This is a genomic window from Saccharospirillum sp. ABV4_185 (assembly GCF_056159245.1).
Genome location: NZ_JBSWUW010000001.1, coordinates 1,289,111 through 1,314,937 on the forward strand (window position 1 = coordinate 1,289,111; position 25,827 = coordinate 1,314,937).

Genomic DNA, 25,827 nt, shown 5'->3' on the forward strand with positions numbered 1-25,827 from the left:
AAGGCGACCGATAACAGTAACAATGAACAGCAAAAACAAGAGCGTCGAGCATAGCGAGCCAGGCAGCGAGCGACCAGCCGGAAACCGGGCGTTCCAATGAGGGAAGGTGTCTTTGGTGCTAGGCTAATGGCGACTGACATTTAGGACCAACCATGAATAACCCAATCAATTTCCCGCGCGACTGGCAAGACCGTGCCCACCAACTGCAGCGCCATTACCAAAAATTCCGCGTCGACGAACGCATCCTGCTCACCGGCCATTCACATCAGGCCTGGCCGGATGTCGCCTTCGAAGGTCAGATGCAAGCCATTGAAGACGCCGCCACCCACGTTGATGACAAATGGTCGGCGGCTTTTGCCAAGGCCGAGCAACTGCGCGCCGGCTATGCGCGTTTGCTCGATGATCCCAGCGGTGAATACACCCTGGGTCAGAACACTCAGGAATTGCTGGTGCGTTGGTTATCGGCCCTGCCGTTGCAGGACAAACCGAGATTGATCACCACCGATGGTGAGTTTCATTCGATGCGTCGTCTGCTCGACCGCTTGAATGAAACTCAGATCGACGTCGTTAAGGTAGCGTCTGAACCGGTTACCACCCTGGCGGAACGTTTAATGGCTCAAGTGGATGATAAAACCGCCGCTGTATTGTGCTCGGCGGTTTTGTTTCAAAGCGGTCGTGTTGTGCCGCAGTTGAGTGAGCTGGCTGCTTTCTGTGAGCAGCGTGATTTGCCGTTGTTGCTCGATGCCTATCACGCCGTCAATGTGCTGCCCTGGTCGTTGGCTGAGTTGAAGCTGGAAAGCGCCTTTGTCGTTGGTGGTGGTTATAAATATTGCCAATTCGGCGAAGGCAATTGTTTTCTGCGCGTGCCCAAAGACTGCGATTGGCGGCCGTTGGTAACCGGCTGGTACGCTGAATACGCGACGCTGAATCAGGTTCCCAGCAATCAGGTGCAATACGGTCATGGTCGCTGGGCCTTTGAAGGGTCCACCTACGACACCACCAGCCATTACCGGGCGGTGTCGGTGCTTGATTTCTTTACTGACCAGGGGTTAACCCCCGCTGTGCTATATCCCTATTACAAAGCGCAGCAGCAACACCTGCTGAATTTGTTGCACGAACATGCCTGGCCCGACCATCTGCAACTGCCGCAGACACCACTCGATCACATCGGAGGGTTTCTGGTACTGCACACATCCAAGGCCGCGGACATTGTGCAGCAGCTGAAAACGCGCGGTGTCTATACTGACAGTCGTGGTGATGCGTTGCGCCTGGGGCCGGCGCCTTATGTGACGGCCGAGCAACTGAACCAGGCGGTACAGCTACTGGCTGAGGTTGTTCGTTAACCGCTTGGATTGGCAAAAGGAGATGCCCGCAGCAGTGCTTGTGATAAAAACCCGGACGAGCGGTTGTTCGCCGAATGACGATAAAAGAGGTAGACGTAGTGCGTTATTGCTGGCTGTTTTTGTTGCTCTGGATTGGACCCGTCTGGGCCGACGATGAAGCGGGTTATGCCAAGGTTTTTATTGGCACTTACGATATGTTTCGTGACAATCAGGACACTCAATACGGCTTGGAAATACAAGCGCAAAGAGGCTTGAGTCGCTACGATTTCAAGCCGCTGCTTGGCTTCATGCGCACCCGGGAGCAATCGCATTATCTCTACACCGGTATCAGCCGCACGTCGTTTTTCACCAGCGGTGAAGCCGGTCTGGCATTCACCTTCAGTTTTGGTCCGGGGCTGTATTTTTACGGCGCCGGTGAAGACACCGATCTGGGTCATATGTTCGAGCTGAAATCCAGCGGTGGTCTGATCTGGCAGTTTGCTGATGCCACCCGCATCGGCGTGCATTATGCGCATCTGTCCAACGCCAGTGTTGCGCTGGAAAACCCGGGTACAGAGATGGTGACTTTGACTTATCAGTTGCCGTTCTGGCGCTGATTCAGAAAGTCGATCAGCTCGTGACGGCCGCCGCTGAATAAAATATCACGCGGCGCTTTTTGTAACTGGTAGTCGTACATCCGGTCGTAGTAATTACTCAGCAGTAATTCGATCCAGGCACGATGGGCGTCCAGTGAACCGGTCGTGTCCTGGTGCTGAAGCGCCAACTGCAGTTCGCTGAAAACCTGTTGATACAACAACCCGCCCAGGCGACGACTGACGCGCTGCAAGGCGCCTTCCATATAGTCGCGATAACGCTGCCAACCCTCGGCGCCAAACTGTTGTTGATACTCCGCCTGTAAACCGATGACATAGTCTTCCAGAATCACCTCGACGCGTTCTTCCAGCGACACTTCCAGCATCACCACAGAAGCGCTTTTAATACGTTCGGCCAGGCGCTGACCGAGATGAACGCTGCCGATATTGCGCGATTCGTCTTCGATCACCACCGGGCGGCTGGTATCGATGCGCAGGCTGGCCATGGCGACGGCGTTTTCAAAATTAGCCTGGCTCGGTTGCGCGCTGGTGTGGCGGCCAAAAGCTGAGCCGCGGTGATTGGCCAGCGCTTCCAGGTCGATGGCGTTGCTGACCGCCTCGATCACCTTGGTTTTACCCGAGCCGGTGCGACCAGCGACGACGATCAGATCAGCGGTATCGCTGAAGCGTTGATTCTGTTCCATCAAGGCATGGCGCAGGGTTTTGTAACCGCCCTGGATCAAGGGCAGATCGAGACCGGCTTCACTCATCCAGCCCTGGCTGATCGAAGAGCGCATACCGCCACGGGCGCAATAGAGCGCGGTCTGAGCCGGCTGTGACGCAGCCTCCAGCCAGGCGCGGACCCGCTGAGTTTTGACTTCCCCCGAGACCAGCTTGTGACCCAGCGCCACGGCGGCTTTCTGGCCTTGCTGCTTGTAGCAGATGCCGACCTTATGGCGTTCCTCATCGGTCATCAGCGGGCGGTTAAGCGCGCCGGGAACATGACCCTGGTCGAACTCGATCGGTGCGCGCACATCGATAAAGGTGGTGTCGCCGGCCAGCAGCGGCAGCAGTTGTTCAGGCGTGATGCGGTCAGCCATGCGGTGCTATTGATCCAAAAAGGGGCAGCGATTATAGCGGCTCGGTCGCCCGGACCACTACCGCAGTCGGTTGCTGCGCACGCTCGGTCAGCTGGCCGATACAAACCGCGCCCGGCAGTGCGGCCTGTAACGCCGGCCAGTCAGTCGGCGCAAGCGCGATCAACAAACCGCCAGAGGTTTGCGGATCGAGCAGCAGGCGGCGCACGGATTCTGGTACCGACGCATCGAACTGACAGTCATTAAGGTAGGGCTCAAGCTGCGGCGCCAGCGTCGATTGCCAACCCGCCTCAAGCAGCGCCAGCGAACCTTCCAACGCCGCTATGGCGGTGCTCTCGAGCCGGGCGCCCAATTGGTCATCGAGCATTTCCAGCAGATGACCGAGCAACCCGAAGCCAGTCACATCGGTAACCGCGGTTGGCCGCAAAGCCCGCAGTGCTGCGGCGGCTTGGTGATTCGAACGCAACATGGAATCCCAGGCAGCATCGACGGCGTGTGCCGGTGCGGCTGCTGCCATATCGGCAGCCAGGATTACGCCGGTGCCGAGCGGCTTGGTCAGCACCAGATAATCGCCCGCTTGGCCGCCGTGTTTGGACCACAGCTGTTGCGGCTCGGCTTCACCCTGAGCCACCAGCGCCAGCTGATTTTCCGGACCTTCGGTACTGTGGCCGCCGGCCAGAGTGGCGCCTTCGGCGTAGAGTGCCTCGGCGATGCCGGTCATCAGCCGGTCGTAATCACGCTTTTGCAAACGCGGATGATGATAGGCCAGCGTAGCCCAGACCTGCGCCGCCACCGGCTCGGCACCCATGGCGTGCAGATCACTGAGCGCATGCAAGACGCCGACTCGCCCAAAGCGGTAGAGGTCGTCGCTGAAAGCGCGAAAGCCGTCAATGCTCTGCACCTGTAAGCGTCCGGGCGTGGGCTGCCAGCTTGCGGCGTCTTCGGCTTGGCCCAAGGCTGGTGTAAAGCCGGGGCGTTCCCGGCGCGGCAGTTGATCCAGCGTTTCGGCGAGAATGGCTGGCGCCAGTTTGGAGCCGCAACCGGCGCAATGCATGGATTCGCCAGCCTCGTCCTGGGTCATGGCTTGAGGCGGGCCCAGCGCTTGAAAGCGATCCATAAAGGCGCGGTCGATGCGATTCTTCCAGCGCCATACCCAGGCGCCGCGGATTACCAGCGGTCCGCGATGGCCCACGGCGGTTTTATCACCCAAGGAAATCAGCGATAGAAACCGATCTTGCAACCGTATTGGTTGCAACGCCCGGCCAGCAAAGGCGCGTTTCAGGTTGGTGTAGAGAAAGGGTGCTTCGCGCACCGCATAAACACCGGCTTTGGGGCGCGGATCGGCAATCAGCTCAGCGATATCGCCGGCGGCAAAGACATCCGGGTGGGAGCTCGACTGCAAATGCTGATTGACCGCAATAAAACCGTTCTCGGCCAAGGCCAGGCCGGAGCTCTTGGGCCAGTCTGGCGCCGACGCAGAGGTGCACCAAAGCGTCTGATCCAGCGCCAGCCTTTCGCCTTCGTTACTGATCAGAGCGCTCTGTTCTACCGCCGCGACCCGGAAGCGTCGATGTATCTGCACGCCTTGGCGTTGTAGCGCCGCTTCGGCGGCACGGACAACGGCCCTGGGCGCACCGGGCAAAATGCGTTCGCCATTGTGAACCAGATGCAGCTGTGTCGAGCGTTTTGCGCCCAAACGGTGAGCCATCGCCAGTATCAGTTCGACGCCGCCGGCACCACCGCCGACGACACCCCAATGGCCGCCGGGGTCGGCTTCGTTGAGTAATTGTTGCCAGCGGGCATAGAAGTGACTGACGGGTTTGACGCCGATAACGAAGTCGCGTGCACCGGGAATCGACAGGTCCGGGGTTGAGCCGGTGTCGATGCTGAGCTTGTCGTAAGCCAAATCGGGCTGGTCTTCAATCTGGATGCGTTTGGCGTCGGCATTCAGTCCGCACACCCGGCCGCGAATAAAGCGCACGCCGGCCCAGCGGCACAGTCGGTTTAAATCGATGTGGATGTCGTCGGCGTTGTAGTGACCGGCTATCAAGCCCGGCAGCATGCCGGAATAGGGTGTTTCACTGGCCTCGGAAAGCAGCGTGACCCGCACCCCGGGCAGGGGCTTCATGGCCAGTCGGCGAATCAGCAAGGCATGGCTGTGACCACCGCCGATCAGAACAAGATCGCGTTCGCTCATAAAGCATCGAGGCTGTGCAAGGGTTGGCAGGCGATTATGGGCGGCGCTTTGCAAGGTCACAACCGCGCCTGCAAAGGGCTTTTGCTTTTCTTTGTCGAATCAAGGATTTAGCTCACAGTTCGAGCCTTGAAATAGGGGCCGCTTTGGCTAATGATGCGCGCTTCAAATCCAGCCACAGCGGAAGCGTCCATGCCGTCCATTGAAAGCCGCATTGCCACCGAACTTCAGGTTAACGAACGCCAGGTCAGTGCCGCCGTCGCGCTGCTCGATGAAGGCGCCACTGTGCCCTTTATCAGTCGTTACCGTAAGGAAGTCACCGGTGGTCTGGACGATACCCAGTTGCGCAGTCTGGAAGATCGACTGCGCTATTTGCGCGAATTGGAAGACCGGCGCGCCGCCATCCTGTCGAGCATCGACGAGCAGGGTAAGCTGACTGACGAGTTGGCCGGTGCCATCAACGGCGCCGACACCAAAACCGAGCTGGAAGATCTTTACCTGCCCTATAAGCCCAAGCGTCGTACCAAAGGTCAGATTGCCATCGAGGCCGGTCTGGAACCGCTGGCCGATGCGCTGTTTAGCGATCCAACGCTGGACACCCAAACCGAAGCCGCTGCCTATGTCGACGCAGACAAAGGAGTAGCGGATGTAAAAGCCGCGCTCGACGGCGCCCGCGCCATTTTGATGGAGCGCTTTGCCGAAGACGCGACCCTGATCGGCCAGCTGCGTGACTACCTCTGGCAGCACGGCGAAATGCGCGCGCGCCTGGTCGAAGGCAAAGAGCAGGAAGGCGCCAAGTTCCAAGACTATTTTGAACACGACGAACTGATCAAAAAAGTACCCAGCCACCGCGCGCTGGCGATGTTTCGTGGCCGTAACGAGAGCGTATTGCAGCTGTCGCTGGGGTTTCCCGGTGAGGAGCCGCGTGGCGCCAGCCAGGGTGAAGTGCTGGTGGCCGAACGTTTTGGCATCGAAGATAAAGGCCGGGCCGGCGATGCCTGGCTGGCCGAAGTCGTACGCTGGACCTGGCGCGTGAAATTGCTGACCCATATCGAGACCGACCTGTTTAACCGGGTGCGCGAAGACGCCGAACAGGCGGCGATCGATGTCTTCGCCAAGAACCTGAAAGACCTGCTGCTGGCCGCACCGGCCGGCCCCAAAGCCACCATTGGTCTGGATCCGGGCCTGCGCACCGGTGTGAAAGTGGCGGTGCTCGATGCCACCGGCAAGGTGATGGATCACGGCGCTATCTTCCCCAACCAGCCGCAGAATAAAACGCGCGAATCGGCGCAGGTGCTGGCCGCCTTGTGCGCCAAATATCAGGTTGAGCTGATTGCCATCGGCAACGGCACCGCCAGCCGTGAGACCGAGCGCTTTGTCAAAGACATGCTCAAAGACCATCCGGAGTTGAATGCCCAGGCGGTGATGGTGAATGAATCCGGTGCCTCGGTGTATTCGGCGTCGGAATTTGCCGCCAAGGAATTCCCCGATCTGGATGTGACCATACGCGGCGCCATTTCCATCGCCCGTCGCTTGCAGGATCCGCTGGCCGAACTGGTGAAGATCGATCCCAAATCCATCGGTGTCGGTCAGTACCAGCACGATGTTTCCCAGGTGGCGCTGGCGCGACAGTTGGATGCGGTGGTTGAAGACTGTGTGAACGGCGTCGGTGTCGATCTGAATACGGCGTCGATTCCGTTGCTGACCCGGGTGTCCGGTTTGAACGCGACCATCGCCGGTAACATCGTCGCCCATCGCGATGCACACGGTGCCTTCCGCAGCCGCAAGGAATTGAAAGAGGTCAGCCGTCTCGGCCCGAAAGCCTTTGAGCAGGCGGCGGGTTTCCTTAAGGTGATGAACGGTGATAACCCACTCGATGCCTCAGCGGTTCACCCGGAATCCTATCCGCTGGTGGAGCGCATTCTCAGCAGTGTCCGCAAGCAGGTGACGGATCTGATCGGCGATGCGGCCTTTTTGCGTGGTCTGAAAGCCGAGGACTACACCGATGAAACCTTCGGTGTGCCCACCGTGACCGATATCCTGCGCGAGCTGGAAAAACCCGGCCGCGATCCGCGTCCGGAATTTAAAACCGCGACTTTCCAGGACGGTGTGGAAAAGCTCTCCGACCTGAAAGAGAACATGATTCTCGAAGGTGTGGTCACCAACGTGACTCACTTCGGTGCCTTTGTGGATGTGGGTGTGCATCAAGACGGTCTGGTGCATATCTCGGCGATGAGTCACAGCTTTATCAAAGATCCGTCGGCGCTGGTTAAGGCGGGTGACATCGTTAAGGTGAAGGTGATGGAGGTCGATGTGGCGCGCAAACGCATCGCGCTGTCGATGCGCCTGGACGATGAAGCTGGCGCGCCCCAGCAGCAACGCGCCGAAGGCGGTCGTCAAGCGGCCGGTGGTCGCAGTGCGCAGCCACGCCGGCAACGTCAGCCAGAGCCACAACAAACCGCCCTGGGTGCCCAGTTGCAGCAAGCCCTGCAGAAAAAAGGTGGACGGCTTTGATAGGCTGGCACTGATAGGCAAATGCGGCAGTGGGCCGTGCTTGGAAAATACACATACCGGCCCCACTGACGGCGAAGAATAACGGCCTTTGCATCTTAGCGAGCGGGCCCTGACAGAGGAATACCCCTTGCCTACCCTCACCCGCCTGGGTCAATTGGCTGATCTGAACCCTGCCTGGCTTAAGTTCAATCGTGGCATCGAGCGTGAAACTTTACGCGCCACCACGACCGGCGATATTGCTCAAACCCCGCATCCGGCCGGGTTGGGTTCGGCGCTGACGCATCCGTCGATCACCACCGATTACTCCGAAGCCCTGCTGGAATTTATCACCGGCGTGCACGATCAACCGGAGACGGCCCTGACCGAACTGGGTCAGCTGCATCGCTATACGCTGACTCAGTTAAAGGATGAGCAACTGTGGCCGGCATCAATGCCCACTCGTCTACCGGCTGAGACGCAGATTCCCATTGCTCAATACGGCAGCAGTCATATTGGTCGACTGAAAACCATTTATCGCCATGGTTTGTGGCATCGCTACGGTCGTACCATGCAGACCATTGCCGGCGTGCATTACAACTGGTCAATGCCGACTGATTTCTGGGCCGACTGGGCACAACGTTCAGGCTGGAACGGCTCACTGCAGGCCTTTATCAACCGCGAATATTTCAGTCTGATCCGTGGTTTCCGGCGCCATTCCTGGTTGCTGCTCTATCTGTTCGGTGCCTCCCCAGCGGCCGATCGCAGCTTCCTGCCGAAGCACAACCACGGCTTGGAAAGTCTGGGTGACGACACTCTCTTCGGGCGCTATGCCACCAGCCTGCGGATGAGCGATCTGGGTTACTCCAATAGTGCTCAAAGCAGCCTTTATGTCTGTTTCAACAGCCTGGAGACCTACGCCGAAACCCTGTCCGAAGCGATTCATACGCCCTATGCGCCCTATGAAGCCATCGGTACCAAGGTGGATGGTGAGTACCGTCAGCTCAGCACGGCCATCCTGCAGATTGAAAACGAATACTACAGCGACCTGCGTCCCAAGCGGGTGGCGCACAGTGGTGAAAAACCGATACATGCGCTGAATGAGCGTGGCGTTGAATACATCGAAGTCCGTTGTCTGGATGTCGATCCTTTCGCACCTTATGGCATCGATGTTGAACGCATGCGCTTTGTCGATCTGTTCCTGTTCTGGTGTCTGGTGCAGGACAATTCATTGATCCAGCGCGAAGACTGTTTCCGGCTGCGTGAAAACAACCAGCGCGTGGCTGCGGCTGGCCGCGATCCGAAGCTGGAACTGGTGTTCAACGGCAAGGCGGTGGGTCTGCGTGAACAGGGTCAGCGAGTACTCGATTCCTTGGCAACCCTGGCCGTTGAGCTCGATGCGATAGCGCCGGGCTCGGGTTATGCCGCTGCCGTGGAAGCCCAACGAGCCAAGATGGTGGATGTCGACTTAACACCGTCGGCACGGTTTCTGGCTCAGGTGCGCGAGGCGGGTTCTTACCGCCAGGCCAGTATGGATCTGGCGGGCATCCATGGTAACTGCTGCAAGGACGATCCCAATGATCAAGCCATCTTTGCGGCCCTGCATGACGCCGCCACAACCAGCCTGGCAACACAGCAGCAAATGGAAGCGGCAGACAGCGGTGAAGACTTCGACGCTTTTTTAAGTCTATATCTGCGTCAATAGGCCGGATTCAGCGTCGAAAGTGCTTACATAAGAACAGTCTTGCGCGGTAGTATTGTGAACTTCATCACTATTTCGTATTGGCCGCTTGATGCAGTTTTGAGCGGTTAACGCCAAGTCACCGCTCATCGCGCCTAAGACGCACAGAGGTTTAGCACCGTGGAGCGCACGCATTGGACGCTGGACAGCCTCAATAAAGCCTACCAACAGGGCTATCTGGTGGGTTTGACCGGTCGTGGCGCGGAAGACTGCTGCTATCAGATTGATGTGTTGGTGGCGGCGTGGGAATCCGGTTGGGATGATGGCTTTGAACAGTATCAGCGCCAGCAGGAAAGTCACTCGAGCGAATCAAACTCCCCTCGCACTGCCTGATGAAACTCTTGGCGTTGCTGCCTAGCCCTGAAGTCTTAGCCTTGAACGACGATGGATGTGAACAGCACCTTGCGAATCATGGCTTCGCCCACTTCGCGTTCCATGACTTCGCGCAAGCGATCCAGCAAACGTTCCCGAATTAATTCCCGGCCTTCAATGCTGCGCAAAGTGCTCTCTTCTTCCCGGGCGAATTGCATAATGACGGCGTGTCGAATGGAGTCGGCATGAGCGTTAACTTCCAAGGCCGCATTGTTGTCATCCACTTCCAGCGTCACTGACAACTGCACGTATTTCAGTCGATCACCCTGACCGTAGTTCAAGGTGAACTCCGGCTCCAGCGCCACGTAATTTGGGCCCAGCGGTTCTTCCTCAGCATAAGCTGTCAGGCTGACAGTCGATAGCAGCGCAATCAGGCTGCCCAGAATAGCTGCGCAGTAACGACGGTAAATGGGCTGAGCGGTCATCTCGGCAACGCCTCCTGAAACGATGTGAACGGGCTACATCCTGGCCGGTCAATAGCCATCAGTCCAGTCATTCTAGCCGCCACATCGCTGGCTGCCCACTGGGTTATAGTGGGCAGTTGTCGGGTGTGGGTGGCTGACCTATAGTGAGTCTCCCAGGGAGCAAACCTAACAATGAACGGCCGGGTTACCCTGTTGAACTTCTTACCGTGGGAATCGCTATGCTCGAAGATTGCAAAACAGCCCATGAACGTTGGGGTGGCACGCACGAAATGATCGACCGTTGGCTGGAGAACCGCAAACGGACCCTGGTTGCTTATTTCAAGCTGAAAAAAGACATCGCCGCCGATCAGCAGGCCGAGCCGCTGCAGGATTTTTGCGAAACACTGATGGATTATGTTTCGGCCGGACATTTCGAAGTCTATGAACAGCTGATTCGGGAAGCCCGTGAATTTGATGACGGCGGTCTGGATTTAGCGCACAAGCTGTACCCCGCACTGGAAACCACCACCGAATTTATCCTCTATTTCAACGACAAGTACGACACCGCCGAACAATGCGCACTCCATGCCGAGGAACTGCCAGCTGACCTGTCCAAACTGGGTGAGCAGATGACCGAGCGCTTTGAGTTGGAAGATCGTTTGATCGAACGATTGCACAACATTCATCGTGGGCAAGTCGCCTGAGTCCGTTGGCGATGATGACCTGCGCCGGCCCGCTGTTCGCGTTATCGCTATGATGCCCCCGGTGCTGTTTTCCCTATGGCGATGGTCTTGCATCAGTCTGATGGCCGGCGTGTTAGCCGGTTGCTGGTATTCGGTGCCCGAACAGCGCTGGGAGGTGGCCACGCAGGGCGCCTACAGCGGTGGGCTCAGCGCTGATGGTAATCGTCTGGTGGTGGGCTCCATTCATCAAGGCGGCAGCTATTGGACAACCCGACCACCGGCGCGTCAGTACGACTGGAATCATCAGCCCGGCAGCTACAGCGAAATCCTCTACAGTCAGTTCTCCAGCAACGGCCTGGTCGCACTGACCGCTGACTATTACAACCTGGTGACCTGGAATACCAGCAACGGCGAGTCACTGTCTTTCTGGACGGCGCCCGCGCGGATTGAAGCGGTCGATTTATCCGCCGATGGTCGTTTTGCCTTGCTGGGATTAAATAACAACAAGGCGGTCTTGTTTGATACCGTCAATGGCGGCGTACTGCGGGAATTTTTGCACGATGGTCCGGTGCTGTCGGTATCGCTGACGGCGGATGCCAGCCGCGCCTTGACCGGCTCGGAAGACCTGACTGCAAGGCTGTGGGATGTCCGTGAAAATGCCTTGATCCAGCGCTTTGACCTGCCCAATCAGGTTACCTTGGTAAAACTCAGCAACGATGGGCGGTTGGCGTTACTGGCGCCGGCCAGCGAAATATCCTCGGTCTGGAATCTGGCCAGCCGGCGTAAGGTGGCCGATCTGCCGACCGATCAGCATCGTTTATACAGCGCTCGATTTATCGGCCAAAACCAACTCTTATTGGGCACCACTCATCGTGAAATTCTGCAATACGATTTGAACAGCGGTGAGCGTCAGGCTGTTTGGAGAATCGGTTCTTTTTGGCAAAATGCATTCCGCAGTGCGACAGTACTTGATATGACATGGCAGAATGACCGACTATTGGTGTTAGGTTCGGATGGATATCTGTATGCGTTCTAAATTGGATTTAGGCCAACAATGGTCAAAAACCATGGGGTCAAAAACCATGGTCGCTTTGCGTCAGTTAATGACCATTGCAAAGCACAATAACCAGGGAGTTAGTAGGGGTCTGATGAATGTCTGCTGATCCTTCAGAAAATCCGGAAAGTACCGAGAACGCTGAGGCGCAATCGCCCAGCGCTCGTGTTATTTCTGCGCCGCAGCCGGTACGAATTCTGGTCGCCAACGCTAAAGGCGGCAGCGGTAAAACCACTGTTGCGACCAACCTGGCCAGTCTCTTTGCCAGCCGCAACGAAACCGCTGTGTTGATCGATTATGATCCCCAGGCTTCGTCAACCCAATGGTTGCAGTCGCGCCAGGCGGACCAGCGTTATATTCATGGTGTTGCCGCGTTCCGCCGCGCCGCCACTCAGATCACCCGGTCCTGGCATCTGCGCAACATGCCGGCAGATACCTCCAAGGTTATTATCGATACGCCTTCTGGTTTGACCGGTTCCTTGCTGAATGAACTGGTCCGCGAATGCGATGTGGTGTTGATCCCGGTCACACCGTCGCCAATTGATATCCGTGCTACCACCGTTTTCATTAAAGATTTGTTGTTGTGTCCGGCGTATCGTTCTTCGCCGCGCCGTGTTGCGGTATTGGCTAACCGGGCTCGTAAAAACACCCTGGTGTATTCCAAGCTGGAGCTGTTTTTACGCAGCTTGAAAATTCCTTTTATTGCCACCTTCCGCGATACCCAGTTTTATGTACGGGCATCGGAATACGGCATGGGTTTGTATGACCTGGATAATGCCCAGCAAGCAGACTTAACTGACTGGCAGCAGTTAATCGACTGGATCGATCAAGATAAATAATCAGTGTGGATCGAGAAGTGAGTTACTGCTCAGTAAAGGCCCACTAAAAGAGGTCAGTAAATACGTCGAGCGGAAATATCGGAAATAGTCGAATAAAAGCGCAATAAAGTTGTCGAATTGAACGTCTTGGCTTGAATTTTTATAACGCCCTGACAATAGTACAGGGCACTGGGGATTAAATGAGAGGAAAGACTCATGGCCGCCGCAAAAAAGAAAACGACTGCCCGTAAAACCACTGCCAAACGCAAAGCAGCACCGAAGCGTAAAGCAGCACCGAAAGCTACAATGAGTTCACCGGTTGAGTTGTTGAAAACTGAGCTGGGAAAACTGCAAACCGAATTGGAAAAAGCGCGCGGCAAAGCCGTATCTGAATCAGAGAAGCTGCGCGATCAATTGAAGAAAAAACTGGATACCGCCAAAAAGCAGATGGCCACGGCGCAAGCCAAGCGCAAAGCCGCTGCTGCCCGCGCTAAAGCCAGTGCCACTAAAACGGCGCAAAACCAACTGCAGAAAGCTGATGCGACCTTGACGTCAAGCAAGGCTGTGGTTGAAGACCTGAAACTGGAATTCGAGATCGCCAAAGACAACTTGTCCGCTGCACTGGCAGAGAAAAAATCGGCTGATGCGGTGAACAAGGCGGTTGAAAAGGCGCGTCAGGCTGCCGAGAAAAAACAGGCGGCTCAGGCCAAGAAGGCCGAAGCCAAAGCCAATAAGAAAAGCGCCGCCAAGGCCAAAAAAACAGCAGTGAAACAAGCGGCTGCCGCTAAAAAGGCCGCTGCCAAGAAAACCACCGCCAAGAAGTCGACTGCCAAAAAAGCGGCGACCAAAAAAACGGCAGCGAAAAAGACCACCGCTAAAAAGACGGCTGCCAAGAAGACGGCCGCTAAGAAAACCGCTGCCAAAAAGACCACGGCCAAAAAAACCACGGCTAAGAAGTCGGTAGCGGCGAAGAAGACCACGGCTAAAAAAGCGGCGGCAAAAAAAGCAGCACCGAAGAAAACCGCTGCTAAAAAGTCCACCGCCAAGAAGGCGCCGGCTAAAACAGCAGCAGCACCGAAGAAAGCTCCGGTGAAGCAGCCCGCAACCCCGGCCAGCAGCGCTAAACCAGCGACCCCTGCACCGGCGGCGCCAAAACCGACACAGCCAACGCCTAGCCCGACGCCAGCTGCAACCAGCACGCCGAAGCCGGAAGCGCCCAAGCCAGCAGAGCCTAAGCGTGAAGAAACTCCGGCCAAACCGGCGGAGAATAAGCCGCTGGTAAACACTGTCCCATCGGGTGATGGCCGCAGCTTGTTCGATCCGAAAAAAGACGCCTAAGTCAGGTCAGTGCTCCAGGAACCCAGGCGTTGCACCAGTTGGTGCAGCGGCTGGGTTTTTGTTATCTGCCAATGCTGACAAAGCGCATCGACTGCCTGCTCAGCCGTAACACTGCTGTGTTGTTGATTCAGACAGTCGGCCAGCAACGCCAGATCCCACTGTTCCAGTACTAACTCCCACTGCAAAGCCAATGGCCAAGTCGGATGACTGGGTGTCAGTTGGAAACGGTGCTGTCGTAGCCGGCGTAGCAGCTGCCGTGGTCGCCCGGTTTCAACCGTCAGCCAGGCGGACCAGTCCAAACACCATTGGTGCTGCTTCGCAAAACCACACAGCAGAATATCGTTCACGCCCGCGCCGTCAGCCTGCCATTGCAGCAGTGTTTCTTTGTGGTCGGGATAAACGGAAAGCGCAAAATCCCAAAGCTTGGGGCCTAAAGACGTCATATTGATGAGACTGATGGTATTGGACGCAGACAGTATCACAGAGCGTTGGTAAACTCCGCGCCATGATTCAGCTTAACCAAATCAGCCTCCAGCGCGGCGGCGTCCCCCTGATTGAAGACAGCACCATCACCCTTTATCCGGGTGAGCGGGTGGCCGTTATCGGTGCCAATGGCAGTGGTAAGTCAACGCTGTTCCAAGTCTTGCAGGGCGAGCTTGCTGTCGATGGCGGCAATGTGTCCATCCCCGCCTCCTGGCGTATTTCCCATATGGCGCAGGAAGTGGATGCCAGCGCACGGTCGGCCCGCGACTTCGTACTTGATGGCGATGACAAATTGCGCGCGCTGGAAGCCGAACAGGCTGCAGCCGAAGTGGCCGGAGACGACCATCGTCTGGCCGACGTTCTGGGCGAGCTCGATAATTATCAGGCTTACGCCAAAACCAGTCAGGCAGAGCAACTGCTGTTGGGATTGGGTTTTACCACCAGCGACTATGATCGGGCCGTGGCGGATTTCTCCGGTGGTTGGCGGGTGCGGTTGAACCTGGCGCGTGCCTTGATGAAACCGGCCGACCTGCTGCTGCTCGACGAACCGACCAACCACCTGGATTTGCACACTTGCTACTGGCTGGAGAACTGGCTGCGTCGCTACCCAGGCACGGTTTTGTTGATTTCGCACGACCGCGACTTTATCGATGGTGTTGCCACCCAGGTGCTGAGCCTAAGCCAGCGCCAACTGACTTTATGGCGCGGTAACTACAGCCAGTACGAACGCCAGCGCGCCGAGCATGAACGGTTGCAGCAATCGCAGTATGAAAAGCAGCAGGCACGTATTGCTGAAATTCAGTCTTTCGTCGATCGGTTTAAAGCCAAAGCCAGTAAAGCCAAGCAGGCACAAAGCCGAGTTAAGATGCTTGAACGGATGACGCTGGAAGCGCCGGTGCATATCGATAATGGCTATGATCTCAGCCTGCCCTGCCATGACAAGGTGTCGGATCCGCTGCTCAGTCTCAGTAACGTCAGTCTGGGTTATGGCGAACGCGCTGTCATTGAAGGCATTCGGCTGAGCTTGCATCCAGGCATGAGAGTGGGTTTGCTGGGTGTAAACGGCGCGGGTAAATCGACCCTGGTCAAAGCGCTCGCTGGCGAGCTGAAGCCGATGGCCGGTGAGTTGACCTCGGGACAACATCTGCGCATTGGCTACTTCGCTCAGCATCAGCTTGAATCCCTGGACAGCCATGCCAGCGCGATGGAACATCTGAAGCGCCTCGATCCGCGTGAGCGCGACCAGACACTGCGTAACTTTATCGGTCGTTACGGCTTTAATGGAGACCGCGCCGATGAACGCATTGAACATTTTTCCGGTGGTGAAAAAGCGCGCCTGGCGCTGGCCCTGATCGCCTGGCGCAAACCGAATGTTCTATTACTGGACGAACCAACCAACCATTTGGATCTGGAAGTCCGGGCGTCATTAAACCTGGCGCTTCAAGCTTATGAAGGGGCCGTTATTCTGGTATCGCACGATCGCTATTTGCTGAACAACACCGCTGAGGTTTTCTGGTGGGTCAATCAGGGTCGCGTCGATGAATACAGTGGCGATCTGGACGATTATTTCCAGGCGTTGTTGAAGCAGCCGGAGCAACTTAAAAGTCGTAAAGAAACCAATGCGCAACCGCAAAACAGCGCCCCGGTTGATAAAAAACAGCTGCGTCAGCAGAAAGCGGCCGAGCGTGAACGCTTGAAACCGATGAAGCGTCAGTTGCAGCAGTTGGAAAAAGAGATGGAAAAACAGCAGCAACGTCTGGCAGCCATTGAAAGCGACCTTGCCAATACCGATCTATACGAAGATTCGCGCAAAGACGAACTCCAGGCCTTGCTCAAAGAGCAGTCGACTTTGAGTCAGCGCCAGCAGGAATCGGAAGCGCAGTGGCTGACATTGAGTGAAACAGTGGAAGCGGCAGAGGCCGCTCTCTAATCTGTGGATAAGTTGTTGGATAAGCTTGGGTCAACTGCGCCAGTTTGGGGCGGAGGCGTTGAATGGAGCTGCCAATGATGCTCGATGAAAAAGAGAATTTTAAAATAAAATCAATAAGTTAGAGATATATCTTCAGAGGTTGTCATAACAAAGACAGCTAACCGTCATAGGCAACCACTTTGTGTATAAGCTGGGTTGTCAACTTGAGAACCGTAGCGGTGCCAGGCACCGGGGCGGCTCACCCAGCCCAAGGAGACATAGATGAGCGACGACAAGAAAGACACCAAAGAAATCCTCGATCCCGTCGGTGATCGGCTGATCAAGGCGCGCAAAGTTCTGATCTGTGAAGAGATCAATCAGAGCATGGCAAAGAAGGTGATCGGTCAGTTACTGACCCTGGCCGAAGACTCGAACGATGACATTCAACTGTTTATCAACAGCCAGGGTGGTCACGTTGAAGCGGGCGACTCCATTCACGACATCATTCAGTTTATTGAGCCGCGCGTTAAAGTGATCGGCACCGGCTGGGTGGCCAGCGCTGGAACGCACATCTTTTTAGCGGCCGACAAAGAAGATCGTTACTGCCTGCCCAATACCCGTTTCCTGATTCACCAGCCGACCGGTGGCGTTGGTGGTCAGGCCAGTGATATTGCCATTCAGGCCGAGCAGATTTTGCGCATGCGTGAACGCTTGGCGCGGATCATCAGCGAAGCGACTGGCCAGAGCATCGAACAGGTGCGCAAGGACATCGAACGCGATCGTTGGATGACCACCGATGAAGCCATTGAATATGGCATCGTCAGCAAGGTGGTTCGGTCCAGCTCTGAAATGGCGTAACCCGACTTAGATAAAAAAATCCCGGCCTTTGCCGGGATTTTTTTTGAACGCTCTGACTAGCTTGGGAGATAAGACATCCCTGTAGTCTGGTCCAGCCCCGGTGTGCCGGTCGCAGACGGATCCATGGCCGGTCGTAAATCGCTCTGACTAATTTGGTAGGCAGGACATCCCTGTTAACTGGTCCAGGCCGACGTCCATGTCGGCCGTAAAAACCCTATCAAAGCCCCGTTAAGGGGCTTTGATTTGGCCGCGTAGCGGCCAATCGGGTTTTTACCCCTTCATCGACTTGAAGAATTCGTCGTTGGTCTTGGTCTGCTTGAGTTTGTTGATCAGGAAGTCGATGGCGGCGACGTCTTCCATTTCCGCCAGCAGCTTACGCAGAATCCACATGCGTTGCAGTTCGTCCTGGCTGGTCAGCAACTCTTCGCGACGGGTACCGGAGCGGCGCACGTTGATGGCCGGGAAGATGCGTTTCTCGGCAATCTTGCGATCCAAATGCACTTCCATGTTGCCGGTGCCTTTGAATTCCTCGTAGATCACTTCGTCCATCTTCGAGCCGGTATCGATCAAGGCAGTGGCCATAATGGTCAGCGAACCGCCTTCTTCGATGTTCCGCGCGGCACCGAAGAAACGCTTGGGGCGTTCCAGGGCGTGGGCATCGACACCACCGGTCAGTACCTTACCGGAGCTTGGTACGATGGTGTTGTAAGCACGCGCCAGGCGGGTAATGGAGTCGAGCAGAATGACCACATCCTGCTTGTGCTCGACCAGACGCTTGGCTTTTTCGATCACCATTTCAGCGACCTGAACGTGACGCGCCGGTGGCTCGTCAAAGGTTGAAGCGATGACTTCGCCGCGTACCGAACGCTGCATGTCGGTCACTTCTTCCGGACGTTCGTCGATCAGCAAAACGATCAGATGCGTTTCCGGATTGTTGCGGGTAATTGCCTGTGCCACGTGTTGCAGCATCAAGGTTTTACCGGCCTTGGGTGGCGAGACGATCAAACCACGCTGGCCTTTGCCGATCGGCGATACCAGGTCGAGAATCCGGCCGGATAAATCTTCGGTTGAGCCGTTGCCGGACTCCAGCAGCAGTCGCTCTTGTGGGAACAGCGGCGTCAGGTTTTCGAACAAAACCTTATTGCGGCCACTCTCCAGTGGTTCGTAGTTGATCTTGTCAACTTTGAGCAGCGCGAAGTAACGCTCGCCTTCTTTGGGCGGGCGAATTTTGCCGGAGATGGTATCGCCGGTGCGCAGATTGAAGCGTCGGATCTGGCTGGGCGAGACATAGATGTCATCGGGGCCGGCCAGATAAGAAGCGGTTGCCGATCGCAGAAAGCCAAAACCGTCCTGCAGAATTTCCAATACTCCATCACCCCAGATGTCTTCACCGCTTTTGGCGTGACGTTTAAGGATGGTGAAAATCAGGTCTTGCTTACGGGAACGGTTCAGGTTGTCCAGGCCCATATCCTTGGCAATTTCCAGGAGCTCAGGCACAGGTTTGGTTTTTAAGTCACTCAGATTCATAGGATTAGCGGTTTTGATTGTATAGGGATGATGGGCGGGCGGGGTGCCCAGAGACGTGGTTGGGAAGCGTTGGAATTTAGAATTAAAGACACTATAGGGGGTGCAATTTAGCCTGTCCAGAAAAGATTCGGGCCGGATTTCCCGGCCCGGAACCGCGTCACAGGTTGCCCTGGATAAACTCGATCAATTGAGTTTTGGATAAAGCACCGACCTTGGTGGCAACGACTTCGCCGCCACGGAACATCATCAGTGTCGGAATGCCGCGAATACCAAACTTAGGCGGCGTGTTGGGATTGTCGTCGATGTTCAGTTTGGCAACATCGAGTTGCTCGGCGTACTCATCGGCGACTTCTTCCAGAACCGGCGCAATCATTTTGCAGGGGCCACACCATTCCGCCCAGTAGTCCACCAGGACTGGCTTGTCGCTGCCCAGTACTTCGCTTTCGAAGCTGTCGTCGGTTACGTTTTTGATTTGTTCGCTCATTAGGTTCCGTACTCGTTAAATGAAATCGTTCCTGAACCATCAAGGCTGCTGGGCACCCTTGCAGTAAGAAGCTGTCTGGCGGTATTGACCGGGAACACCGGACGGCGCTCCCTCAGGAAGCGCCTAACATGAACGCTTAGGCGCTGCTTTTCAAGTCCGATTTGCCAGTAAACGGGCGGTATCGACGGCGAAATAGGTGAGAATGCCATCGGCGCCAGCGCGTTTAAACGCCATCAGGCTTTCCAGCATGACGCTGTTTTTATCCAGCCAGCCCTGGGCGAAAGCGGCCTGATGCATGGCGTATTCACCGCTGACTTGATAGGCGAAGGTGGGCACACGGAATTCGTCTTTCACGCGGCGCACGATGTCCAGATAGGGCATACCCGGTTTAACCATGACCATATCAGCGCCCTCTTCCAGATCGAGTGCAATCTCGTGCAGTGCTTCATCGCTGTTGGCCGGGTCCATCTGGTAAGTCGATTTGTTGCCTTTGCCCAGGTTGGCGGCTGAACCGACGGCGTCGCGGAACGGGCCGTAGTAGTTGGATGCGTACTTGGCCGAATAGGCCATGATCTGGGTGTTGTGAAAGGCTTCTTCTTCCAGCGCTTCACGCATAGCGCCGATGCGGCCATCCATCATATCGCTGGGTGCCACCACATCAGCACCGGCTTCGGCGTGCGACAAGGTCTGGCGCACCAGAGTCTGGACGGTGACGTCGTTCATCACATAGCCGTTGTCATCGATAATGCCGTCCTGGCCATGAGTCGTGAACGGATCGAGCGCCACATCGGTCATCACACCCAGTTCCGGATAGGCCGCTTTTAACGCCCGGGTGGCGCGTTGTGCCAGGCCGTCGGGGTTGTAAGCCTCTTCCGCCTCAAGCGATTTCTTTTCTGTAGGCACCACCGGAAACAGCGCCACCATGGGAATGCCCAGTTGCACCCACTCCTCGGCCGCTGCCACCAGCAGATCCACCGACAGGCGTTCCACGCCCGGCATGGAGGGTACCGCTTCGCGCTGCTGTTCACCTTCAAGCACAAAAACCGGATAAATCAGATCGTCCACCGTCAGTTGGTTTTCGCGCACCAGGCGGCGCGAAAAGTCATGGGCGCGCAGGCGGCGCAGACGGGTTTGGGGATAATGACGCATGGCGGTGGAACTCCTGAAGTCGGTGGCAGGCAATTTGACTGACGTCATTATCCGGGCGTAAAGGTCAGTTTCCAAGGTCGGTGCTGTCGCCCCGCTCAGGTGAAATCGTTACAATGCGGGTTGCCTTGTTATTGCTGCGGAGTTCGGATGGCCGACAAAGACACCACTCATTTTGGTTACCAGGAAGTCGCCACGGGCGATAAGCAAAAAAAGGTGGCCGATGTGTTTCATTCGGTGGCCAGCAAATATGACCTAATGAACGACCTGATGTCGTTCGGCATTCACCGACTCTGGAAGCGTTACACCATTGAATTGTCCGGTGTTCGTGCCGGCAACAGCGTGCTGGATATTGCCGGCGGTACCGGCGATCTGAGTTACGCCTTTGCGCGCAAGGTTGGCGCCGAAGGCCAGGTGGTGTTGGCGGATATCAATGAGTCCATGCTCAAGGTTGGTCGTGACCGTCTGGCCGATCGTGGCATCGCCGGCAACCTGGAAACCGTTCAGGCCAACGCTGAATCGCTGCCGTTTGATGACAACCGCTTCGATGTGGTCACCATCGCTTTTGGTTTACGCAACGTCACCCACAAAGAAAAAGCCCTGGCAGAAATGCAGCGCGTCTTGAAGCCCGGTGGCCGTTTGCTGGTGCTGGAATTTTCCAAGCCGCGTAACGATCTGCTCAGCCGTGCCTATGATTTTTATTCGTTCCAGGCGCTGCCGCGCATGGGCAGCATGGTCACCGGCGATGCCGACAGCTACCGCTACCTGGCCGAGTCCATTCGCATGCATCCGGATCAGGAAACGCTGAAAGCCATGATGAGCGATGCCGGCCTGGAGCGTGTTCAATACCATAATTTGACCGGTGGCATTGTCGCCTTACACCGAGGCATCAAGCCATGAGCCTGCTGGCTTTGCCGCTGCAGCGACTGATCAACGAAGCCCTCCGTTATGATCCCAGTGCCCGGCATCGGTTGGCTGATTTGGCCGGTCAAAGCCTGGTATTGGAAATGCGCGAACCGGCATTAAAGGTGGCGCTGGCGATCGAAGCCGACGGCGCTGAGGCCCAAACCGCACAAATCGAAGTGGCGTTTCATGAGCCCGAGTCGGTTAACGCCCGCGTCAGCGGCCGCGCCACAGATTTGTTCGCTGTGCTGCGTTCCACCGATCGCACTCAGGCGATGATGGCGCATCAGATCGATATTCAGGGTGATACCCGTACCTTCTTTACGCTGCAGTCTATTCTCGCCGGGCTGGATATTGACTGGGAAATGGCGCTCGGTGATCGCCTGGGTGATCTCCCGGCGCACTGGCTGGCCGAAGGGTTGCGCAGTTTCGCCGGCTGGGCGCGGGTTCAGGGTGAATCGGCTGGGCGCACGCTGCATAACTATCTGCGCGAAGAAAGCGATGCCCTGGTACCTAACTCGCTTTGGCAAGCACACAGCGAGCAGGTGCATAACACTCGCCTGGCCGCTGACCGTCTGGCTGCGCGTCTGGAACGTTTGTCCAAACGCCTGAATACGGAGACGTCCCGCTCTTGACCCTCTTCCGTCTGATCCGCATCGCCTGGGTGCTGAGTCGATACCGTTTGGATACCCTGCTGCGCTACCAGCAAGTCCCCTGGCCGATCCGGGTGGCGCAATGGTTTTTCCCGTTGCGCTGGATCATTCCGGCGCGTGGCAGCGAAGGTTATCGGCTGCGCCGCGCGCTGGAAACGCTCGGTCCGGTGTTCGTTAAATTTGGCCAGATTCTGTCGACCCGGCGCGATTTGCTGCCGCCGGAAATGGCCACCGAACTGGCCTTTTTGCAGGACAATGTGCCGTCTTTTCCCAGCAAAAAGGCCCGCGCTCTGATCGAAGAGGCCTTGGGTCAATCCATCGACGATCTGTTTCTTGAATTTGATGCCGATCCGCTGGCGTCGGCGTCCATTGCCCAGGTGCACAGTGCGGTACTGCCCGATGGTCGCTCGGTGGTGGTCAAGGTCATTCGGCCGGGTATCAAAAGCGGCATTATTAAAGATGTGCGTTTGATGGAAGTGATGGCCTGGCTGGTCAATATGCTGCCGGATGGTCATCGCTTGCGGCCTCAGGCGGTGGTTGAAGATTTCCGCAAAACCATTCTCGATGAACTGGATTTGATGCGTGAAGGCGCCAACCTGGCGGCGTTTAAACGTAACTTTGAAGACTCTGAGCTGCTCTATATTCCCTGGGTTTACTGGGAATACACCCGGCGCAATGTGCTGGTAATGGAACGCATTGATGGTATCGGCGTGTCCAGTGTTGATGAGCTCAACGAACTTGGCGTCGATATGAAAATCCTTGCCGAGCGCGGTGTGGAGATTTTCTTTACGCAGGTGTTCCGCGATTCCTTCTTCCACGCTGACATGCATCCGGGCAATATTTTCGTCAGTCGACAGCATCCGCAATCGCCACAGTACATTGGTATCGATTGCGGCATTGTCGGTTCGCTGTCACGCGAAGATCAGAACTATCTGGCGCAGAACCTGCTGGCGTTTTTTAATCGCGACTATTATCGCGTTGCCGAACTGCATGTTGAGTCCGGTTGGGTGCCGGCCAATACCCGGGTCAACGAATTCGAGGCGGCGATTCGGTCGGTATGTGAACCGATTTTTGAGAAGCCACTGGCGGAAATTTCCTTCGGTTTATTGCTGGTGCGTTTGTTCCAGACCGCACAACGTTTTGATATGCATGTTCAGCCGCAGCTGGTGTTGCTGCAAAAGACTTTGCTGAACGTCGAAGGCCTGGGTCGTCAGTTGTATCCACAACTCGATTTGTGGGCGACGGCTAAACCGTTTTTGGAACGCTGGATGCGCGAGCAGGTCGGACCCAAGCGACTGCTCAAAGCCATACAGCAGCATGGGCCGGGCTGGCTCGCCAAGGCGCCGCAGATGCCGGATCTGGTGCATGATACCTTGCTCAACTTGCGGCAGGTCGGTCAGGTTGAGCAGCGTTTGCAGCAGCGTCTGGCCGATATTCAAGTCAGTCAGCAGCGCGCCAATCGCAAACTGACGCGCCGGTTGTTGGCGACGGTTTTGTTACTCTTTGTGTTCTGGACCGGTGATCCAGGCGCCTGGCTGCTCAGTCTGTCGCCGGGCCAATGGGCCGGACTGGGTGTTGGTGCCCTCTTGCTGCTGTGGCCTTAGGACCGACATAATTCGTTAACGACGGTGTCATATTATGGATGTTTTGCAACAATTGGCGGCGACGCTGGAAGCGCGTAAAGGCGCGGCGGCGGATGAATCCTACGTGGCTTCGTTATACGCTAAGGGCTTGGATAAGATTCTCGAGAAAGTGGGCGAAGAAGCCGTCGAAACTATTCTCGCGGCCAAGAACGTTAAAGCAGGCAGCGACCCGGCGGAGCGACTCATCAGCGAAACCGCTGATCTCTGGTTCCACAGTCTGGTGATGCTGGCCGACCTGGGTTTAGGCCCGGACGCAGTTCTGGAAGAATTACAGCGACGTTTCGGTTTATCCGGACACGATGAAAAAGCCGCCCGCTCCAACTGAGGGGCGCGCACGAATCCCGCGCTTCGGCAACGGCCGAAGCGCTTTAAAACCGAGTGAGGTGCAAGATGGGTTTTGGTGGAATTTCCATTTGGCAATTGCTGATCGTCTTGGCGATCGTTGTGCTGATTTTCGGCACCAAGCGACTGAAAGGCTTGGGTGGTGATGTCGGCGGTGCTATCAAGTCGTTCAAGTCAGCGATGAGCGAAGAAGAGAAAGCGGAAAAGGCGGAAGAGGCCAAGAGTCTGGAAGAAAAATCCAAAGACGCTCAGTTTTCCGAAACCGCCACTGCTGAAGCCAAGCAGGAAAGCGACAAGAGCAGCAGCTAAGAGGCTTCACCGATGTTCGACATGGGTTTTAGCGAGCTGCTGTTGATTGCCGTGATCGGTCTGGTCGTGATTGGCCCGGAACGATTGCCAGGCGTGGCTCGTACGGTGGGTCGCCAGGTCGGCAATTTGCGCCGCTTTATGCGTTCCATGCAGACCCAGCTGGAACAGGAAGTGAAGCTGGATGAACTGAACCGGAAGATCATGGCTGAAACCCGCGGCCAGACATTCCGCAATAATGATGAACCGGCTGGTAAAGACCCGTCGTCATCTTCCTCCTCGACTCCATCGCAGTCGACGTCGGCACCCTCAGGCAGTAATGATGACCACGGAAAACCCTGAAGATTCTTCTATGCCACTGGTCGCGCATCTCAAGGAGTTGCGCGACCGGATGATGCGTTCGTTGCTGGTGGTATTTGTCGTTTTTCTCGGTCTGTATTTCCTGGCCGGTGATCTGTACATGATTCTGGTCCGGCCGCTGCAGATTCTGTTGCCTGAAGGCGGCCAACTGATTGCCACCGGCGTTGCCTCGCCGTTTTTCGTACCACTGAAACTGACCATCGTCTTGGCCATTTTTGTGTCGGTGCCTTATTTGCTGCATCAGATCTGGGGCTTTATTGCGCCGGCTTTATATAAGCACGAGCGCATGGTGGCGGTGCCGCTGTTTATCTCCAGCGTTTTTTTGTTTTATGCCGGCGTTGCCTTTGTTTATTTCGTGGTGCTGCCGCTGGTGTTTGGGTTTTTTACTTCGGTGGGTCCGGAAGACATCAACCTGATGCCCGATATCGGCAACGTCCTGGATTTCTGTCTGAAGCTGTTTTTTGCTTTCGGTATCGCCTTTGAAATTCCCATTGCTACTTTTCTGGTGGTACGGGCAGGGATCGCTTCGGTTGAATCTTTGAGTAAGAAACGACCTTACGTTTTTGTCAGTTGTTTTGTGATTGGCATGCTGGTGACACCGCCGGATGTGGTGTCTCAATCGATCCTGGCGGTGCCGATGTGGTTGCTGTTTGAGCTGGGTTTGTTATTCAGCCGCTTTATTCCGAAAAAGTCGGCCGAAGACATCAGCGCAGAGAGTTAAAGGCTAGCGATCGTCGTCGTGATTAACGACTTCACCTTCAATGACATTGCCCTTTTGTGAGGATTGCCGGCGCTGCTGTTGTTCGTAAAAACGACGGAAGCGGCTGGCGAACAAGGGGCGACCGGTCAGTTTTAATTTAATGGCGTTAATTGCCGCCAGGCCAATGCCAATGGCCAGCGCGGCCAGAAAAACAAATAAGCCAATCCAGAACAGAAAGACCATAACGGCCAGACCGATAATGGCGGCGAGCAAGCGTTTCAGCGGAGACATGGGTGGTTTACCTGTCCTTTGTGGAAAATTCGAGACGCTGCAACTCGGCAGCGGTCGGTAAAATCGTTTTAGGTCAATGGGGCTAGCCTGACACATTGCAATCAAGCTCGGCCAGT

At 56.2% G+C, this 25,827-nt stretch carries 26 protein-coding genes; 18 read left to right on the plus strand and 8 right to left on the minus strand.

Going from position 1 to position 25,827, the window contains the following annotated elements; genetic code table 11:
• Positions 1–152: 152 nt before the first annotated feature.
• Both ACXAE6_RS05920 and ACXAE6_RS05925 read left to right on the plus strand, forming a co-directional pair.
• On the plus strand, positions 153–1,343 hold the full coding sequence (locus ACXAE6_RS05920; protein ID WP_475145692.1) for a kynureninase/PvdN C-terminal domain-containing protein: 1,191 nt from the start codon (positions 153–155) through the stop codon (positions 1,341–1,343).
• 74 nt (positions 1,344–1,417) lie between these two features.
• Positions 1,418–1,939 (plus strand): acyloxyacyl hydrolase, encoded by a 522-nt coding sequence (locus ACXAE6_RS05925; protein ID WP_475145694.1) that lies wholly within the window; start codon positions 1,418–1,420, stop codon positions 1,937–1,939.
• Here the strand turns inward: ACXAE6_RS05925 and mnmH are convergent.
• Both mnmH and selD read right to left on the minus strand, forming a co-directional pair.
• Positions 1,918–3,015, minus strand: coding sequence for a tRNA 2-selenouridine(34) synthase MnmH (gene mnmH / locus ACXAE6_RS05930; RefSeq protein ID WP_475145695.1), 1,098 nt, complete (start codon positions 3,013–3,015; stop codon positions 1,918–1,920). The genes ACXAE6_RS05925 and mnmH overlap by 22 nt on opposite strands.
• A gap of 31 nt (positions 3,016–3,046) precedes the next feature.
• The gene (gene selD / locus ACXAE6_RS05935) at positions 3,047–5,209 is read right to left on the minus strand and encodes a selenide, water dikinase SelD (RefSeq protein ID WP_475145698.1); all 2,163 of its coding nucleotides are present in this window, start codon (positions 5,207–5,209) and stop codon (positions 3,047–3,049) included.
• Between the two features lie 189 nt (positions 5,210–5,398).
• Between selD and ACXAE6_RS05940 the strand changes: the two genes are divergently transcribed.
• The 3 genes from ACXAE6_RS05940 to rmf all read left to right on the plus strand — a co-directional run bounded on the left by ACXAE6_RS05940 (position 5,399) and on the right by rmf (position 9,770).
• On the plus strand, positions 5,399–7,720 hold the full coding sequence (locus ACXAE6_RS05940; RefSeq protein WP_475145701.1) for a Tex family protein: 2,322 nt from the start codon (positions 5,399–5,401) through the stop codon (positions 7,718–7,720).
• A gap of 127 nt (positions 7,721–7,847) precedes the next feature.
• Positions 7,848–9,401, plus strand: a complete 1,554-nt coding sequence (gene gshA / locus ACXAE6_RS05945; RefSeq protein ID WP_475145703.1) for a glutamate--cysteine ligase — start codon at positions 7,848–7,850, stop codon at positions 9,399–9,401.
• Positions 9,402–9,557: 156 nt separating this feature from the next.
• Positions 9,558–9,770, plus strand: a complete 213-nt coding sequence (rmf, locus tag ACXAE6_RS05950) for a ribosome modulation factor (RefSeq protein ID WP_475145705.1) — start codon at positions 9,558–9,560, stop codon at positions 9,768–9,770.
• A 35-nt stretch (positions 9,771–9,805) separates the two neighbouring features.
• Here the strand turns inward: rmf and ACXAE6_RS05955 are convergent, their stop codons facing one another.
• On the minus strand, positions 9,806–10,234 hold the full coding sequence (locus tag ACXAE6_RS05955; protein ID WP_475145709.1) for a flagellar basal body-associated FliL family protein: 429 nt from the start codon (positions 10,232–10,234) through the stop codon (positions 9,806–9,808).
• 218 nt (positions 10,235–10,452) lie between these two features.
• Between ACXAE6_RS05955 and rsd the strand changes: the two genes are divergently transcribed.
• From rsd to ACXAE6_RS05975, 4 genes are all read left to right on the plus strand, one after another.
• Positions 10,453–10,917 (plus strand): sigma D regulator, encoded by a 465-nt coding sequence (rsd, locus tag ACXAE6_RS05960; RefSeq protein WP_392797498.1) that lies wholly within the window; start codon positions 10,453–10,455, stop codon positions 10,915–10,917.
• A complete protein-coding gene (locus ACXAE6_RS05965; protein ID WP_475145711.1) occupies positions 10,901–11,932 on the plus strand; it encodes a WD40 repeat domain-containing protein in 1,032 nt (343 codons plus the stop codon). Before rsd ends, ACXAE6_RS05965 begins: the two co-directional genes overlap by 17 nt.
• 116 nt (positions 11,933–12,048) lie before the next feature.
• Positions 12,049–12,789, plus strand: a complete 741-nt coding sequence (locus ACXAE6_RS05970; protein WP_475145714.1) for a nucleotide-binding protein — start codon at positions 12,049–12,051, stop codon at positions 12,787–12,789.
• 543 nt (positions 12,790–13,332) lie between these two features.
• Complete coding sequence (locus ACXAE6_RS05975) at positions 13,333–14,106, plus strand: histone H1-like repetitive region-containing protein (protein ID WP_475145717.1); 774 nt, start codon at positions 13,333–13,335, stop codon at positions 14,104–14,106.
• On the opposite strand, the gene ACXAE6_RS05980 is transcribed toward ACXAE6_RS05975, so the two are convergent.
• On the minus strand, positions 14,103–14,588 hold the full coding sequence (locus ACXAE6_RS05980; protein WP_475145719.1) for a hypothetical protein: 486 nt from the start codon (positions 14,586–14,588) through the stop codon (positions 14,103–14,105). The two genes, ACXAE6_RS05975 and ACXAE6_RS05980, sit on opposite strands and share 4 nt — an antisense overlap.
• Before the next feature lie 23 nt (positions 14,589–14,611).
• Between ACXAE6_RS05980 and ACXAE6_RS05985 the strand changes: the two genes are divergently transcribed.
• Entirely contained in the window at positions 14,612–16,519 is a 1,908-nt protein-coding gene (locus tag ACXAE6_RS05985) for an ABC-F family ATP-binding cassette domain-containing protein (RefSeq protein ID WP_475145722.1), read from the plus strand.
• A gap of 261 nt (positions 16,520–16,780) precedes the next feature.
• The gene (locus ACXAE6_RS05990; protein WP_475145725.1) at positions 16,781–17,356 is read left to right on the plus strand and encodes an ATP-dependent Clp protease proteolytic subunit; all 576 of its coding nucleotides are present in this window, start codon (positions 16,781–16,783) and stop codon (positions 17,354–17,356) included.
• Positions 17,357–17,626: 270 nt separating this feature from the next.
• Here the strand turns inward: ACXAE6_RS05990 and rho are convergent, their stop codons facing one another.
• The 3 genes from rho to hemB all read right to left on the minus strand — a co-directional run bounded on the left by rho (position 17,627) and on the right by hemB (position 20,516).
• Positions 17,627–18,883, minus strand: coding sequence for a transcription termination factor Rho (rho, locus tag ACXAE6_RS05995; RefSeq protein WP_392797488.1), 1,257 nt, complete (start codon positions 18,881–18,883; stop codon positions 17,627–17,629).
• Between the two features lie 157 nt (positions 18,884–19,040).
• On the minus strand, positions 19,041–19,367 hold the full coding sequence (gene trxA / locus ACXAE6_RS06000) for a thioredoxin TrxA (RefSeq protein ID WP_108163576.1): 327 nt from the start codon (positions 19,365–19,367) through the stop codon (positions 19,041–19,043).
• 150 nt (positions 19,368–19,517) lie between these two features.
• Positions 19,518–20,516, minus strand: a complete 999-nt coding sequence (gene hemB, locus ACXAE6_RS06005) for a porphobilinogen synthase (RefSeq protein ID WP_475145730.1) — start codon at positions 20,514–20,516, stop codon at positions 19,518–19,520.
• 147 nt (positions 20,517–20,663) lie between these two features.
• Between hemB and ubiE the strand changes: the two genes are divergently transcribed.
• The 7 genes from ubiE to tatC all read left to right on the plus strand — a co-directional run bounded on the left by ubiE (position 20,664) and on the right by tatC (position 25,441).
• Positions 20,664–21,413: a bifunctional demethylmenaquinone methyltransferase/2-methoxy-6-polyprenyl-1,4-benzoquinol methylase UbiE gene (ubiE, locus tag ACXAE6_RS06010; protein WP_392797484.1), complete on the plus strand. Its 750-nt coding sequence runs from the start codon at positions 20,664–20,666 to the stop codon at positions 21,411–21,413.
• The gene (locus ACXAE6_RS06015; RefSeq protein ID WP_475145732.1) at positions 21,410–22,051 is read left to right on the plus strand and encodes a ubiquinone biosynthesis accessory factor UbiJ; all 642 of its coding nucleotides are present in this window, start codon (positions 21,410–21,412) and stop codon (positions 22,049–22,051) included. The genes ubiE and ACXAE6_RS06015 overlap by 4 nt, the downstream gene beginning before the upstream one ends.
• Positions 22,048–23,673: a ubiquinone biosynthesis regulatory protein kinase UbiB gene (gene ubiB / locus ACXAE6_RS06020; RefSeq protein WP_475145734.1), complete on the plus strand. Its 1,626-nt coding sequence runs from the start codon at positions 22,048–22,050 to the stop codon at positions 23,671–23,673. The genes ACXAE6_RS06015 and ubiB overlap by 4 nt, the downstream gene beginning before the upstream one ends.
• 31 nt (positions 23,674–23,704) lie before the next feature.
• Positions 23,705–24,037, plus strand: coding sequence for a phosphoribosyl-ATP diphosphatase (locus ACXAE6_RS06025; protein WP_475151709.1), 333 nt, complete (start codon positions 23,705–23,707; stop codon positions 24,035–24,037).
• Between the two features lie 65 nt (positions 24,038–24,102).
• Positions 24,103–24,363 (plus strand): twin-arginine translocase TatA/TatE family subunit, encoded by a 261-nt coding sequence (gene tatA / locus ACXAE6_RS06030; protein WP_475145736.1) that lies wholly within the window; start codon positions 24,103–24,105, stop codon positions 24,361–24,363.
• 12 nt (positions 24,364–24,375) lie between these two features.
• Positions 24,376–24,702: a Sec-independent protein translocase protein TatB gene (tatB, locus tag ACXAE6_RS06035; RefSeq protein ID WP_475145740.1), complete on the plus strand. Its 327-nt coding sequence runs from the start codon at positions 24,376–24,378 to the stop codon at positions 24,700–24,702.
• Positions 24,683–25,441, plus strand: coding sequence for a twin-arginine translocase subunit TatC (gene tatC / locus ACXAE6_RS06040; RefSeq protein WP_392797478.1), 759 nt, complete (start codon positions 24,683–24,685; stop codon positions 25,439–25,441). Before tatB ends, tatC begins: the two co-directional genes overlap by 20 nt.
• A 3-nt stretch (positions 25,442–25,444) precedes the next feature.
• On the opposite strand, the gene ACXAE6_RS06045 is transcribed toward tatC, so the two are convergent.
• Positions 25,445–25,711 carry a hypothetical protein gene (locus tag ACXAE6_RS06045; protein WP_392797476.1) on the minus strand — a complete coding sequence of 89 codons (267 nt, stop codon included), beginning with the start codon at positions 25,709–25,711 and terminating at the stop codon, positions 25,445–25,447.
• Positions 25,712–25,827 lie beyond the last annotated feature (116 nt).

What these genes read in the sequence shown, in the direction of transcription:
- ACXAE6_RS05920 (WP_475145692.1), top strand. Translation starts at nt 153, where the DNA reads ATGAATAACCCAATCAATTTCCCGCGCGACTGGCAAGACCGTGCCCAC.
- ACXAE6_RS05955 (WP_475145709.1), bottom strand. Translation starts at nt 10,234, where the DNA reads ATGACCGCTCAGCCCATTTACCGTCGTTACTGCGCAGCTATTCTGGGC.
- ACXAE6_RS05985 (WP_475145722.1), top strand. Translation starts at nt 14,612, where the DNA reads ATGATTCAGCTTAACCAAATCAGCCTCCAGCGCGGCGGCGTCCCCCTG.
- hemB (WP_475145730.1), bottom strand. Translation starts at nt 20,516, where the DNA reads ATGCGTCATTATCCCCAAACCCGTCTGCGCCGCCTGCGCGCCCATGAC.
- trxA (WP_108163576.1), bottom strand. Translation starts at nt 19,367, where the DNA reads ATGAGCGAACAAATCAAAAACGTAACCGACGACAGCTTCGAAAGCGAA.
- ACXAE6_RS05970 (WP_475145714.1), top strand. Translation starts at nt 12,049, where the DNA reads ATGTCTGCTGATCCTTCAGAAAATCCGGAAAGTACCGAGAACGCTGAG.
- ACXAE6_RS05925 (WP_475145694.1), top strand. Translation starts at nt 1,418, where the DNA reads ATGACGATAAAAGAGGTAGACGTAGTGCGTTATTGCTGGCTGTTTTTG.
- mnmH (WP_475145695.1), bottom strand. Translation starts at nt 3,015, where the DNA reads ATGGCTGACCGCATCACGCCTGAACAACTGCTGCCGCTGCTGGCCGGC.
- selD (WP_475145698.1), bottom strand. Translation starts at nt 5,209, where the DNA reads ATGAGCGAACGCGATCTTGTTCTGATCGGCGGTGGTCACAGCCATGCC.
- rho (WP_392797488.1), bottom strand. Translation starts at nt 18,883, where the DNA reads ATGAATCTGAGTGACTTAAAAACCAAACCTGTGCCTGAGCTCCTGGAA.
- ACXAE6_RS05940 (WP_475145701.1), top strand. Translation starts at nt 5,399, where the DNA reads ATGCCGTCCATTGAAAGCCGCATTGCCACCGAACTTCAGGTTAACGAA.
- ACXAE6_RS05990 (WP_475145725.1), top strand. Translation starts at nt 16,781, where the DNA reads ATGAGCGACGACAAGAAAGACACCAAAGAAATCCTCGATCCCGTCGGT.
- tatA (WP_475145736.1), top strand. Translation starts at nt 24,103, where the DNA reads ATGGGTTTTGGTGGAATTTCCATTTGGCAATTGCTGATCGTCTTGGCG.
- tatC (WP_392797478.1), top strand. Translation starts at nt 24,683, where the DNA reads ATGACCACGGAAAACCCTGAAGATTCTTCTATGCCACTGGTCGCGCAT.
- ACXAE6_RS06015 (WP_475145732.1), top strand. Translation starts at nt 21,410, where the DNA reads ATGAGCCTGCTGGCTTTGCCGCTGCAGCGACTGATCAACGAAGCCCTC.
- tatB (WP_475145740.1), top strand. Translation starts at nt 24,376, where the DNA reads ATGTTCGACATGGGTTTTAGCGAGCTGCTGTTGATTGCCGTGATCGGT.
- rsd (WP_392797498.1), top strand. Translation starts at nt 10,453, where the DNA reads ATGCTCGAAGATTGCAAAACAGCCCATGAACGTTGGGGTGGCACGCAC.
- ubiE (WP_392797484.1), top strand. Translation starts at nt 20,664, where the DNA reads ATGGCCGACAAAGACACCACTCATTTTGGTTACCAGGAAGTCGCCACG.
- ACXAE6_RS06045 (WP_392797476.1), bottom strand. Translation starts at nt 25,711, where the DNA reads ATGTCTCCGCTGAAACGCTTGCTCGCCGCCATTATCGGTCTGGCCGTT.